The organism is Intrasporangium sp., assembly GCF_039812505.1.
GTDB lineage: Bacteria > Actinomycetota > Actinomycetes > Actinomycetales > Dermatophilaceae > Intrasporangium_A.
Genome location: NZ_JBDIAQ010000011.1, coordinates 34,423 through 47,665, shown reverse-complemented (window position 1 = coordinate 47,665; position 13,243 = coordinate 34,423). Strand labels below are relative to the sequence as shown.

Genomic DNA, 13,243 nt, shown 5'->3' with positions numbered 1-13,243 from the left:
ATCGTCGGGATCGCCCTCGGGTCGGCCGCCTCCGGGGCCGTCGTGGACCGCGTCGATGCCCATGCCGGCTACGCCGTAGCGATCCTCGCCGGCGTCCTGGCCTTCCTGATGGCGCTCGGCACCCGTGCCTTCCTGGCCCGCCGCGAGCTGCACAACCTGCGCTGATCCGGCTGCGCGGCATACCCGGTGTCGGTATGCCGTTCACCGGGCTCGTGCGGCGTCGCTTGGCTGCGCGTGGGGCTCGGCGCTCGCCGGCTTGACGATCGAGCCCGCCCAAGAACCGTCCGGCTTGAGCCAAGCTCCGGTGCGCGGGGCGCCCTCTCGATGGGCTCCCGCAGGAGGACCCACCTGATGCGGACGCAAGCAGCCAAATCTCAACATGCGGACCTATTCGTTGCGTGGTTCACTGAACTCCCAGCTTCATCACCGATAAGCAAGGGAGCTTCAGATCAAGAAGAGACTGCTACTTCTCCTCACGATCCTCGTCACCACCCTCGGATTGGCTGCCCCGGCTCTGGCATTCCCGGCACAGTGGAAGAACCTCGTCCAGTTCGACGCGATCGGCACGGGCGACAAGCAGGCTTGGATCTACGACATGGCCTGCGATGGTGTTCCGGTCCGTGCCGTGTATGGCCGCACCAATGGGTCTCAGAGCAACATCGCCAACGGCAACGGCTGCGGAACCAGCTCCACGGGGGCGGTCGGGTCCTATCGGATCAACTGGGCGATCCTCTGCAACGACTACTCCATCAACGACGACTGCTCCGGCCGCCTCGGTTGACCGCTGGCCTCGTCCGCGCAAGGCTGGCGGCCCGTACGGAACACGGGTCGCCAGCCGCACGAAAGGCCAGAACATGACCGAGGTCCTACGGCTCGAGAACGTCAGCTACCGGGTCAAGACGGGCCGCAAGCAGACCCGGACGATCCTGACCGCCATCGACCTAAACCTGCACGCCGGCCAGTCCATCGCCGTGATGGGCCCCAGCGGAGCCGGCAAGAGCACGCTACTCGCCCTGTGCATGGGCTTGATCTCCCCGAGCAGCGGGAGTATCGCAGTGGCCGGGCACCCTCTCCAGGGCATCTCCCAAGCCCGACTCGCTGCTCTGCGGGGCCGCCACCTCGGCGTGGTGTTCCAGACCGGCGAACTGATCAACGAGTTGACCCCCACCGAAAACGTCCTGCTACCAGCCCTGCTCAACCCAACGCGCCCAGACGCCACCTCAACCAGGCCGAGGTCCACCCCCGCGAGCCCGGACGCTCCTGCAGAGGCCGGCCCGGCAGGAGAGGCCACAATCGACCCCACTCAGCGGGCGAACGCGCTCCTCGCGGCAATGGGCCTGCACCTGGGCGACACCCCCACTGATCGTCTCTCGGGTGGTGAACGCCAACGTGTCGCCGTGGCCCGGGCGCTGATCAACGCGCCGGATCTCCTGCTCGCGGACGAGCCCACCGGCTCCCTCGACGGCGACACCCGCAACCGGGTGGCCGACTATCTCTTCGCCATCCCGCTCGAGCAGGACTGCGGCCTGCTCGTGGTGACCCATGACCCAGACATCGCTGCACGGGCGGACCTGACCGTCCGTCTCGGAGCCGGTGCTCTGGTCGGCGCCTCATGACCGGCGAGCACAAGGTGGTACGGCACGAATCGGATCCGGCGCCCGCCGCAATATGCACGACGGATGCTGCCGCCTTCTCGGCTGCTGCAACTCCGGGCCGTGCGTGGTGGGCGCTGTTCACCCTCGGACACCGGATGCGGCGTGCCTCTGATACCCGAGTGCTGCAGGCCATCGCGGCCTACGCCGGCCTGCTCGCCGTTGCCGTCTTCGCGATCGCTTTGAGCTTGACCGCCATCGCCTACTCCGGTCGCGCCGAACACGACGCGGCCCGCTGGATCAAGGTCAGCGACGAGTTCGCCGACAAGTACGTCTCGCCAGATTTCAGGACCGCAGATGCCGCCGCCCGCGACCGGTGGGCCGAGCAGCTCAAGGCCGCCCCGATCCTGTGGTCCAACAGGTACGACACGATCAACAACGGCCCCGAGTACAGCGTCGACATCCTGGTCGGGCAGGATCCGGGCCTGCCACCCCCGCCGGGGCTGCCTCGCTGGCCACGCCCCGGCGAGGCCTTCTTGTCCCCGCAACTGCTGCAGGACGGGGCGAACGAGAACATCGCTGCCCGCTACGGAACCTTCGCCGGCACCATCAGCACTGAGGGACTCTCGGCCGTCGACGAACGCTACGCCATCGTCAACCCCCTCCCGGGCACCTTCCCCACCTCCGACCTCTATCCGGTCGAGTCGCTCGGCGTGCCCCTCGAGCAGCCCTGGTGGTCTCTCGACCTGCACGCGCCCACCGGGGAAACCGCGGTCATCTTCGCCGCACCGTTCATACTCGCCACCATCACCTTGCTGCTCGGGATCCCCGCCCTTGTCCTGCTGCTGGTGGCCAGACGCGTCGACCAGGAGGCACGCCAGCACCGTCGGATGGTTCTGCGCGCGCTCGGCGCCAGCAACCAGCATCTTTGGACCGTTCGACTCGGCGAGGTCGGCGTGCCTGCGGCCACGGCCGCAGGCACCGCAGTGCTGCTAACGGTGATGCTGGCGTTCGTCCCGATCCGGATCCCCGTCACCACCTACCTGCTGCCCACAGAATGGATCCGCTCGGCGCTGCCGGCCCTGATCGGCTTCACCCTGCTGATGATGGCGATCGGCGTCGTGTTGCTCCTCGGCGGCAACGCCCGCTCCGCAAATGACTCGGCCCGACCGCGCACCAAACCACCCGCAGTCCCGAACTGGCTTGCCACGCTCAGTCCCATCTTCGGGCTGGCCGCTGCGCAGCTGCCCAACTTCGTCGACCCCACCCGGCAGGCACCCTGGGTGCTCACCTACGTCATTTGTGCCGCCGGGGCGATCGTGACGCTGCCGCTGACCATCTACATATTGCTGCGCATGTTCGGTGCTGGCATCGCCAAGGCCTCCGTTCGTCGTGGGTCGCCCGCTGGCCTGCTGATATCCCGGATCATTCTGGCCCACCCCCGTTCCCTGGTCGTCACGATCGCCGCGATCGTCGTCGGTGCCGGTCTGCTGGCCCAGACCCAGTTCATCACCAACGCCCTGCAGGAACGGACTCGTCAGGCCATCTCGGTCCAAGCCCAGGTCGCCGGACGGACGTTGGTCGCGAGCTACATGGAGGGCATCGCCGGCCTACGGCAGGTGACCGCCGGCTTGCCCGCCGGCGTCCACCACACCGTCATCACCGGCGACACCAACGGTGGCGGATCCCAGATCAATGGCAGCTGCGCCGACCTCACCGCGTGCGCCTTGCCCTGCCCCACCGGCACCGACGCCACCCCGCTGACCCAACCCGTACGCGGCGACCTCACCTTCGTCGGGCTCAGCGCCCCCCTCGAACCGGGCCTGATCGACCTGAGCACCAAACCCGCGCCAGAGCTCAGCGGAACTCAGACCCCGCAGTGGCTCATCCTGCACGCCGACCAGCCGATGGACCAGGCCGCCCTCAAGGCCGCGATCATCCCGACGAGCTGGCCCAACATCGGCCCGGAGTCACCGGCCTGGAACTTCACCGGAGGCGCGGCTGCCAACGCCGAACAAGGACGGTGGATCACCGTCCTCGGGATCATTGGGATGTTGATGGCCATCGCCGCCCTCGGCGTCACCGCCCTGAACGACTTCTCCCGTCAGACCCGAGGACTCGGGGTTCTCAGCACCTACCTCCGCCAGCCGCGCACCCTGACCAAGATCACCGCCGGAGTCGTCAGTCTGCCCCTGGCTGCCGGCGGCATCCTCGCCGCCGTCCAATCTCTTACCCTGGTCCAGACACCCATCGCCGCGGGAATGGCCAAACCTTTCGGAGTCCCCCTGGCTGTCGGCATCTCCCTTGCCTCGATCCTGATCGCCGTCGTTTGCTGCGTCATCGGATCCACGACACTGCGCACGGCCCTAGCCCGCTGGAGGCCGGGTCGTACCAATCTCTGAACCGTCCACCAGCCGACCCGACTTCGGCGCCGGGCCGTGTCAAGGCGTGATGACGAGGGCGTCGAGGACGCGGGCGGCGACCTGCTCGTCGCCGTGGACCGTGTAGCGGATCTCGTCGGTGCTCCGGCGTCCCGCGGCCCGACGGGTCAGCGACTCAGTGGTCAGCTTGATGCCGGTGATGCGCGGCAGCTCGTCGGTGGCGGTCGGCTCGGAGCCGGTGAACAGCGGCTCGCCGATCGGCCGGCCCTCGGCATCCGCGACGACCCGCGCGCCGTCGCGGGCCATCAGCGGGCCGGTGACGTCCAGGACGATGGCATGGGCGATGGGGACGTGGGCGTCGCGGGCGACGATGCGCGGCAGTGCCCGGAAGACCGCCTCGACGAAGACCGCCGCGCCGGGGGAGTCGAGGTTGCCCGGACGGTCGAGCGCGGCCCGGATGTCCTGCTCGTGCACCCACGTGTCGAGCACGCGGCGCCGCAGCTGTTCGCCGAAGGTGGTCTCCGGTCCGAAGATGCCGCCGATGACCTCGTCCATGGGGGTCGTGGAGGCGCGCAGGGCCGCCATCCGGATCGGCAGGTGGTCGGCCAGCTCGTGCACGACCAGCTTGCCGGGGATGCCGCGCCGGGCCTCGACGTCGTGCTCGATGCGACGCCCAAAGTCGTTGCGGATGTACGGGTAGTCGGGCACCTCGACGCGAGGGGTCGGGATGCCCGCGAACGACTTCTCCGCCCCCACGACGTGGGCGATCTGGTCCTTGACGCTCCAGCCCGGGCATTCGGTCTGGATCTCGAAGTCGGCCTCACGGCACGACATGCCCAGCTCGATGATGGCCTGGCAGTTCTGCTCGAAGGCGTCGAGCAGACCGTCTCGGTCCTCCGGTGGGGACGGGTGTATGGGCATGCCGTCAGAGTACTTACCCTTGAGCCATGTCGTCCTCGTCCCCTGTCCGGGCCGGCGGCACGCGCCGATGGGCGCTCGTGCCGCTGGTCCTGCTCCTCGGCCTGCTGGCCTCGGCGGTCGCCGCGGCCTTCACCGGCGCGACGGCACCGCTCGAGCCGGGTCTGGCCACCGCGGGGGAAGGCGTGCGCTGGGCGCTGCCGCTGCTGCGGGTGGGGCACGACGTGGCGGCGGCCCTGACGGTCGGCTCGCTGCTGCTCGGCTCGATGCTGCTGCCGGGCACGGACCGCCGGGCGACCGAGGGACTCGACGAGCCGCGCCGGGCCGCGGCCTACCGGATCGCCACCTTCAGCGGCTTCGCGTGGGCGCTCGCCGCCCTCGGCGTCGTGATCCTGCAGTTCGCGGACCTGGCCGGTATGCCGCTCACCGCCCCGGGTTTCGGCGCGAGCTTCGTCGCCACGGCGTGGGCGATCGAGCCGCTGCGGATCGGCCTGATCACGGCCGGCTGCGCTGCGGTCGCGGGGACCGGTGCGGCGCTGGCCAGGTCGCGGTGGACCGGTATCTGGCTGCTGGCGATCTCGCTCTTCGGCGTCGTCGTGCTGGGCCTGGCCGGTCACGCGGGCGGCTCGGCGGAGCACGAGACCGCGGTGAACGCCATCGCCGTGCACCTGGTCACCGCCGCGGTCTGGGTCGGCGGCCTGCTCGCGCTGATCCTGCTGCGCCGGACGGCCGGGCGCTCGCTGGGTGTGGTCGTGCAGCGCTACTCCCTCGTCGCGCTCTGGTGCTTCGTGGCGCTGGGGGTATCGGGAGTCATGTCCGCCTCGACGCGGCTCGACTCGCCCGTCGAGCTGGTGACCACGCGCTACGGGATGCTGATCACGGTCAAGATCGCCGCCTTCGTGCTGCTCGGCGTGGCCGGCTGGCGCCACCGGGCCTCGACGATCGCCCGGATCGACCGGGCCGCATCGGCCGGAGACCCGCCCGGGCGGCCGTTCCTGCGGCTGGCCGTGGGCGAGGTGCTGCTCATGGGCGTGACCTTCGGCGTCGCGACCGCGCTCGCTCGCAGCGCCCCACCGGTCCCCGAGGTGGTGCCCAACCCAAGCGCAGTGCTCGCCCTCACCGGGTTCCCGGCCCCGCCCGCGCCGGGGACGCTGTCGTGGCTGACCACGTGGCGCGTCGAGTACCTCTTCCTCTCGGCCGCGCTGCTGGCGATCGGGCTCTACCTGGCCGGGGTGCTCCGGTTGCACCGGCGCGGGGTCAGCTGGCCGGTCGGGCGGACCGTCGGCTGGCTGGTCGGCTGGCTGCTGTTCATCTGGGCGACCAACGGCTTCCTCGGCGTCTACGGGCGGGTCGCCTTCTCGTGGCACATGACGCTGCACATGCTCGAGGCGATGGTCATCCCCATCTTCCTGGTCCTCGGGGCCCCGGTGACCCTCGCGCTGCGCACGCTCAAACCCCGACACGACGGCACGGTCGGGCCGCGCGAGCTGATCCTGGCGATCATCCACTCCCGGTACGTCCGGGTCGTCGGCAACCCGGTCTTCGCCGGCGCCTTCTTCTTCATGAGCCTGGTGGCCTTCTACTGGACCGGCCTGTTCTACCTGGCCCTGACCACCCACACCGGGCACGTGCTCATGACCGTGCACTTCGTGCTGGCCGGCTACTTCTTCGCCTGGGTATTGATCGGAGTCGACCCCGGCCCGAAGAAGTGGCGCCCGGCGCTGCGCCTGGTCGTGCTCTTCGCGACGATCTCGTTCCACGCCTTCTTCGGCATCGCGATCGTCGGCGGCGAGTCGGTCCTGGCCCCCGACTTCTTCGACGTGCTGCACCTGCCGTGGGTCACCGACCAGCTCGCCGACCAGCGGCTCGGCGGGTCGATCGCGTGGGCGATCGGCGAGCTGCCGTCGCTGCTGCTGGCCCTGATCGTGGCCCTGCAGTGGGCGCGCATCGACCGGGCCGAGATGCGCCGCACCGACCGGCAGGCCGACCGCGACAACGACGCCGAGCTGGCCGCGTACAACGCCCGCCTCGCCGCCCTGGCCAGGTACGACCAGGCTCATCGCACCCCCTCCCCTTGAGCCGGCCCTCCCTCTCTCACCGACGGGTCGGTACACCGTCCAGTTCGGCCAGGTACACCGCTGCCGGTGTAGCCACGAGAAGTGGGATCCGTCGCGGTTTTCGTGGCGGTTCGGCTGCGAGTGCCACGAGAAGTGGGATCCGTCGCGGTTTTCGTGGCGGTTCGGCTGCGAGCGCCACGAGAAGTGGGATCCGTCGCGGTTTTCGTGGCGGTTCGGCTGCGAGTGCCACGAGAGGTGGGATCCGGGTGGGTTTTCCTGGTGCCGCAGCGGACCCGTCGGGGTCGACTGGTGACGGACGGGCTGGGCATCGTCTCGCCGGACGTGTGAGGCTAGGACCATGAAGGTTGCAGTCATCCAGCTCGGCTACGGCGACGGCGAGCCGGCCGCCGCCCGCATCGCACGGGCCACGGCCCTCGTCCGCGCACAGCAGGGACACGACCTTGTCGTGCTGCCCGAGCTGTGGTCGGCCGGCGGCTTCGACTACCCCGCCTGGCCGGGCCGTGCCGAGGCCGTCGACGGGCCGGTGGCGCAGGCGCTGGCCGCGGCGGCGCGCGACGCCGCGGTCACCCTGCACGGCGGCTCCATCGTCGAGACCGGCCCCCCCGAGACCGAGGACGGCCACGGCTGCTGGAACACCTCCCTGGTCTTCTCGCCCGACGGCGAGCTGGTCGCGACCTACCGCAAGATCCACCGCTTCGGCTTCGGGCAGGGCGAGCCCAAGCTCATGGACCCCGGCACCGAGGTCGTCACGGTCGACATGCCTGTCGCCGGTGGCGAACCGGTCCGGGTGGGCCTCAGCACCTGCTACGACCTGCGCTTCCCCGAGCTCTACCGGGCGCTGCTCGACGAAGGCGCCGAGATCTTCGTCGTCCCCGCCGCCTGGCCGATGGCCCGGGTGGCCCACTGGAGCCTGCTCGGCCGGGCCCGTGCCATCGAGGACCAGTGCGCAGTCGTCCAGTGCAACACCGCGGGCACCCACGCCGGCCACGAGATGGGTGGCCACTCACAGGTCGTGGACGCCTGGGGTGGGGTCCTCGCCGAGGCGGGGCCCGACGAGCAGGTCCTCAGCGTCGAGATCGACAGCGCGGCGATCCGCAAGGCCCGCGAGTCCTTCCCCGTCCTGGCCGACCGGCGGCTCTGAGGCCCGCCGGGCCGTCATGCGGCGGCTGACCGTCGACCTGCACGCGAGTCGATCGACAAGCGCCGACCGCAGCGGCGAGCCGGCCGACGACCGTTGGTCCACCAGCCGTGACCTGCCCGTGCTCAGCGGGACCGGCGAAGACGGCTGTCGCCGACCAACGGTCGTTCGTCGGACCGGGCGGGCCGCGCCGGACCAGCCGTGAGTGGGCCGACGACGCGGCTGCCTGCCACACGTTCAGCAGGACTGGAGTCCTCGTCCCGGCCGGCCCGCCACGGGTGATGTCGCAGCTCCGGAGCCGGATGCAGGCCGGGCGACGCGTGCCGTGCGGCCGGACCCTGCTCGACGCAGCATGATGGGACCACCAGTGCTCGACCCGACCCAGCCCAGGGAGTTCGATGATGCGCCGCCTTCTTTCCGGCCTGACCGGGCTGCTGGCCGTGCTGCTCCTGCCGGTCGCACTCGTCGGGCTCTGGGCCAACCAGACCCTGACCCGCACCGACGCCTTCGTCGAGGCGCTCGCCCCGGTCGTCCGGCAGCCGGCCGTGCAGCAGGCGCTGGTCGACGAGGCCGCCCGAGCAGTCTTCGACGCGACCGGCCTGCCGCCGGCGGCGCAGCGGCTGACCGAGCCCACCCTCCGCGCCGAGACGGCTCGGCTCGTCGCCAGCCCGGCCGTCGTGACCGTCTGGTCGAGCGCCGTCCGGGTCGCCCACACCGAGGTCATCGCGATCCTGAAGGGCGAGGCGGACACCGGCGTCAACGCGCGGGGGCAGGTGGTGCTCAACCTGCGCATCCCGGTCCCACCACTGACCGCGGTGCTGGAGCAGGCCGGCGTGCCCGACGCCGGCAGGCTCGCGCCCACCGTCGCTATCCCGCTCGTCTCCGTCGAGCAGCTGGACCGGACCCAGCTCGCCTATCGCTGGCTGACCATGGCCTGGCCGTGGCTGTTCGTCGGCGTCGTCGTCCTTGCCCTGCTGGCCGTCGCCCTCGCCCGCCGCCGGCGGGCGGCAACCGGGGCGCTCGCGATCGGGTGGATCGTCGTGTCGGCCGCCCTCGCGCTCGTCGTCGCGGCGGCCCGCGAGCCGCTCGTGAACGATGTCGCCCACCCCGTCGCCCGGGCCGTCGTCGATGCGGCGTATGGCGTCGCCGCCGCGGGTATCACTGCCGAGGTCTGGGTCGCGGTCGGTGTCTCGGTCGCGCTGCTCGTGGTGGTCGTAGTCGGTCGTCTGGTTGCTGGGCCGGCCGGGTCGAGTCGTCCCGCCCATGGTTGACCGAGCGGCATCGTCGACGTCCCGACAGACCCGGACTGCAGACGCCTCGACGCCGCGCCCCTGAGGCACGTCGCACCAATGCTGGCGAGCCGACGTTCCCGGGGAGTGGTCAGCGGCGGCGCGACCCCGTCGAGACCGGGGTCGCTACACGAAGACCGACAACAACAGCACCACCAGGACACCGAGCACCGAGATCACGGTCTCCATCACGGACCACGTCTTGATGGTCTGGCCCACGCTGAGCCCGAAGTACTCCTTGACCAGCCAGAACCCGGCGTCGTTGACGTGCGAGAAGAACAGCGACCCGGCCCCGATGGCCAGCACCAGCAGTGACAGCTGGGCCGGCGACAGCCCCGCGGCGAGGGGGGTGACGATGCCGGCCGCCGTCACCGTGGCCACGGTCGCGGAGCCGGTCGCCAGCCGGATGAGCACGGCCACGATCCAACCGAGCACAAGGACGGACAGGTGGGCCGACACCGCGATCTTGGCGATCGCGTCGCCGGTGCCGCCGTCGACCAGGACCTGTTTGAACCCGCCGCCGGCGCCGACGATCATCAGCACGCCGACGATCGGCAGCAGGCTCTCGCCGATCTTGCCGCCGAGCACGGGGAGCGTGAACCCCACCTTGGTCCCGAAGGTGACCATGGCCAGCAGGACCGCGATGAGCAGCGCGACCACGGGGTCGCCGATGAACTGCAGGGCCGGGTAGGCCGCGGCCTTGGGACTCATCCAGATGTCGGAGGCGGCTTTGACCAGCATCAGCACCACCGGCGAGAGGATCGTCACCAGGGTCCAGCCGAAGGTCGGCGTCGCCGTCGCCGTCGGGTCCTGCGCCCCGCCGGAGCCTGCGCCGTCCGATGACCCGCTCCCGGCTCCGTCCGGGCCAGCCGTCGACCCGCTGGTGACCGCCAGCGCGGCTCCGGACGCGCCGATCGGCACCATCCGGGCCGCGATCCGGCCGAACAACGGTCCGGCGACCACCACGCACGGCACGGCGACGACGAAACCCAGCGCCAGGGTGATGCCGACGTTGGCGTTGAGGATCCCGATGGCGGCCAGCGGCCCGGGGTGCGGTGGGATGAACCCGTGCAGCACCGACAGGCCGGCCAGTGCCGGGATGCCGAGCAGCATCGCGCGCTGGCCGGACCGGCGCACGGCCAGCATCACGACCGGGATCAGCAGCACCAAGCCGATCTCGAAGAACATCGGGATGCCGATGATGCCGGCGATCAGGGCCATCTTCCAAGGCAGGGTCGCCGGTCGGCCGCGCAGCAGGGTGCTCACCACCTGGTCCGCGCCGCCCGAGTCGGCCAGCAGCTTGCCCAGCATGGCGCCCAAGGCGATCAGCACGCCGACGTAGCCGAGCACCCCACCGACGCCGTTCTCGTACGACTTGGTGATCGCCCCCGCGGCGATGCCCGATGCGAGCCCGACGAACAGCGAGCCGATGGTCAGCGCCAAGAAGGCGTGCATCTTCATCCAGACGATCAGCAGCACGATGATCGCAATCCCGATCGCGGCCACCACGAGCACCCTGGTGTCGTGGCCGTTCCATGGTGCGTTGATGTCGCTGTCCGATGCGACCGGCAACATGGCCGCCCGGGCAAACAGGTCTAACGCGGGAACCGTCATGTGCCGACTCTAGGACCGACCACCTCGCGCCGCGCGGCGGCCTGCCCTCGTCGACCAGTCGACCGATCGAACACGCCGAACTGCGGTCAACCTCGCCGGTTGCAACCGCGTGGGTTGGCGGCTACTCGGTGTGTTGCCGGGACCCCCGGGCGTGTCGGGGCTCCTGGTCACCGGCCGGCCTGGCGCACAGCCCCGACAAGGCCGGTCCAGCCGCCGACCCGGGCCGAGCCGGCTCAGAAGGCGGCCTCGGGCACCTGCATGAGCGCGTTGTCGGTCGCCTCGACGATGGTCCGCTCGGCGGCAAGTCGAGGCAGCACTGTCCTGGCGTAGAACGAGGCCGCGGCGACCTTGCCGGTGTAGAAGTCGGCGTCCTTGCCCGTGGCGCCGGCATCGAGCGCGCGCTGGGCCACCTCGGCCTGGCGCAGCAACAGCCACCCGACGAGCAGGTCACCGGCGGCGAGCAGCAGGCGGGTGGTGTTCTGGCCGACCTTGTAGACGTTGGCGGGGTCGCCGCCCAGACGCGGGTCGGACTTCATCAGGTCGCCGACCATGTGGCCGAGCATGCCCTGCACGTCCTCGAGCGCCTGGCCGAGCCGCTCGCGCTCGGCGTCGAGCGAGCCGCCGAGGTCCTTGGCGAACTCCTGGATCTTGGCGGCGACGTGCTGCAGTGCCGCGCCCTTGTCACGCACGATCTTGCGGAAGAAGAAGTCCAGGCCCTGGATCGCGGTGGTGCCCTCGTAGAGGGTGTCGATCTTCGCGTCGCGCACGTACTGCTCGATCGGGTAGTCCTGCAGGAAGCCGGAGCCACCGAGGGTCTGCAGCGACTCGGTGCCCAGCAGCACCCAGGCACGCTCGGACCCGAGGCCCTTGACGACCGGCAGTAGCAGGTCGTTGACGCGCGCGGCGAGCTCGGCCTCGGAGCCCTTCTCGATCCGGACGGTCGGGTTGCCCTGCTGGGCCTGTGCGACGACGTCCTGCTGCGTGGCGGTGTAGATCACGAGAGCACGCAGGCCCTCGGCGTAGGCCTTCTGGAGCATCAGCGATCGACGCACGTCGGGGTGGTGGGTGATCGTGACCCGCGGCGCGTCCTTGTCGGCCTGCCGCGTCAGGTCGGCGCCCTGCACCCGCGCCTTGGCGAAGTCGAGCGCGTTGAGGTACCCGGTCGAGAGCGTGGCGATCGCCTTGGTGCCGACGAACATCCGGGCGTTCTCGATGATCTTGAACATCTGGGCGATGCCGTCGTGCACGCCGCCGAGCAGGGTGCCCACGGCCGGCTCGTGCTCGCCGAAGGTGACCTCGCAGGTGGTGCTCGCCCGCAGGCCCATCTTGTGCTCGACGTCGGTCACGTAGACGCCGTTGCGCTCGCCGAGCTCGCCCGTCTCGAGGTCGACGTGGAACTTCGGCACGATGAACAGCGACAGGCCCTTGGTGCCGGAGCCGGCGCCCTCTGGCCGGGCCAGGACGAAGTGGACGACGTTGTCGGTCAGGTCGGACTCGGCCGAGGTGATGAAGCGCTTGACCCCCTCGATGTGCCAGGTGCCGTCCGGCTGCTCGATCGCCCTGGTGCGGCCGGCGCCGACGTCGGAGCCCGCGTCGGGCTCGGTCAGCACCATCGTGGTGTGCCAGCCGTGCTCGACGATGTGCCGGGCGAGCCTCTTCTGGTCGGCCGTGCCGAGGTACCACAGCAGGCTGGCGAACGAGTAGCTCGCGGAGTACATGTGCACGGCCGGGTTGGCACCGCACACCATCTCGGCGATCGACCAGCGCAGTGACGGCGGCACGGCCATCCCGCCGAGCTCGGGCGGGGTGTCCAGGTTGCCCCAACCGCCGTCTACGTAGGCGCGGTAGGACTTCTTGAACGACTCCGGGAGGCTCACCGAGTGGGCCTGCGGGTCGAAGACCGGCGGGTTCCGGTCGGAGTCGGCCAGGCTGTCGGCCAGCTCGTGCTCGGCGAGCCGGGACACCTCGTGCAGGATGTCCCGGGCCGCCTCGACATCGAGGTCCGCGTAGCGGCCCCGACCGAGGACCTCCTGGCGCCCGAACACCTCGAAGAGGTTGAACTCGAGGTCACGCACATTGCTCTTGTAGTGCCCCATGACTCCTCCGACCGACTTGTTACCGATGAGTAAAGCAATGATGCTACTCATCAGTAGTCAACGCAACCGGATTGGAAGATATGCCGCTCAGCCGGGTGGGCGGCATACCGCCCTGACGCTCGGGCGGGCAGGCGCAG

At 70.4% G+C, this 13,243-nt stretch carries 9 protein-coding genes; 6 read left to right on the top strand and 3 right to left on the bottom strand.

Annotation, left to right across the window (positions count from 1 at the left end):
- The first annotated feature begins 499 nt into the window (after nucleotides 1-499).
- The 3 genes from WMI84_RS03200 (at nucleotide 500) to WMI84_RS03190 (ending at nucleotide 3,994) form a co-directional block, all read left to right on the top strand.
- Nucleotides 500-781, top strand: a complete 282-nt coding sequence (locus WMI84_RS03200; protein WP_347350554.1) for a hypothetical protein — start codon at nucleotides 500-502, stop codon at nucleotides 779-781.
- Nucleotides 782-854: 73 nt separating this feature from the next.
- On the top strand, nucleotides 855-1,616 hold the full coding sequence (locus WMI84_RS03195) for an ATP-binding cassette domain-containing protein (protein ID WP_347350553.1): 762 nt from the start codon (nucleotides 855-857) through the stop codon (nucleotides 1,614-1,616).
- A 158-nt stretch (nucleotides 1,617-1,774) separates the two neighbouring features.
- Nucleotides 1,775-3,994, top strand: coding sequence for a hypothetical protein (locus tag WMI84_RS03190; protein WP_347350552.1), 2,220 nt, complete (start codon nucleotides 1,775-1,777; stop codon nucleotides 3,992-3,994).
- 39 nt (nucleotides 3,995-4,033) lie between these two features.
- On the opposite strand, the gene WMI84_RS03185 is transcribed toward WMI84_RS03190, so the two are convergent.
- Entirely contained in the window at nucleotides 4,034-4,894 is an 861-nt protein-coding gene (locus WMI84_RS03185) for a maleylpyruvate isomerase family mycothiol-dependent enzyme (RefSeq protein ID WP_347350551.1), read from the bottom strand.
- A gap of 26 nt (nucleotides 4,895-4,920) precedes the next feature.
- On the opposite strand from WMI84_RS03185, the gene WMI84_RS03180 reads away from it, so the two are divergent.
- From WMI84_RS03180 to WMI84_RS03170, 3 genes are all read left to right on the top strand, one after another.
- Entirely contained in the window at nucleotides 4,921-6,969 is a 2,049-nt protein-coding gene (locus tag WMI84_RS03180; protein WP_347350550.1) for a cytochrome c oxidase assembly protein, read from the top strand.
- A gap of 337 nt (nucleotides 6,970-7,306) precedes the next feature.
- Nucleotides 7,307-8,110, top strand: a complete 804-nt coding sequence (locus tag WMI84_RS03175) for a carbon-nitrogen family hydrolase (protein ID WP_347350549.1) — start codon at nucleotides 7,307-7,309, stop codon at nucleotides 8,108-8,110.
- 395 nt (nucleotides 8,111-8,505) lie between these two features.
- Complete coding sequence (locus WMI84_RS03170; protein WP_347350548.1) at nucleotides 8,506-9,378, top strand: hypothetical protein; 873 nt, start codon at nucleotides 8,506-8,508, stop codon at nucleotides 9,376-9,378.
- 144 nt (nucleotides 9,379-9,522) lie between these two features.
- On the opposite strand, the gene WMI84_RS03165 is transcribed toward WMI84_RS03170, so the two are convergent.
- Both WMI84_RS03165 and WMI84_RS03160 read right to left on the bottom strand, forming a co-directional pair.
- Nucleotides 9,523-10,971 carry a gluconate:H+ symporter gene (locus tag WMI84_RS03165; protein ID WP_347350562.1) on the bottom strand — a complete coding sequence of 483 codons (1,449 nt, stop codon included), beginning with the start codon at nucleotides 10,969-10,971 and terminating at the stop codon, nucleotides 9,523-9,525.
- Nucleotides 10,972-11,243: 272 nt separating this feature from the next.
- Nucleotides 11,244-13,106: an acyl-CoA dehydrogenase gene (locus WMI84_RS03160; RefSeq protein WP_347350561.1), complete on the bottom strand. Its 1,863-nt coding sequence runs from the start codon at nucleotides 13,104-13,106 to the stop codon at nucleotides 11,244-11,246.
- Nucleotides 13,107-13,243 lie beyond the last annotated feature (137 nt).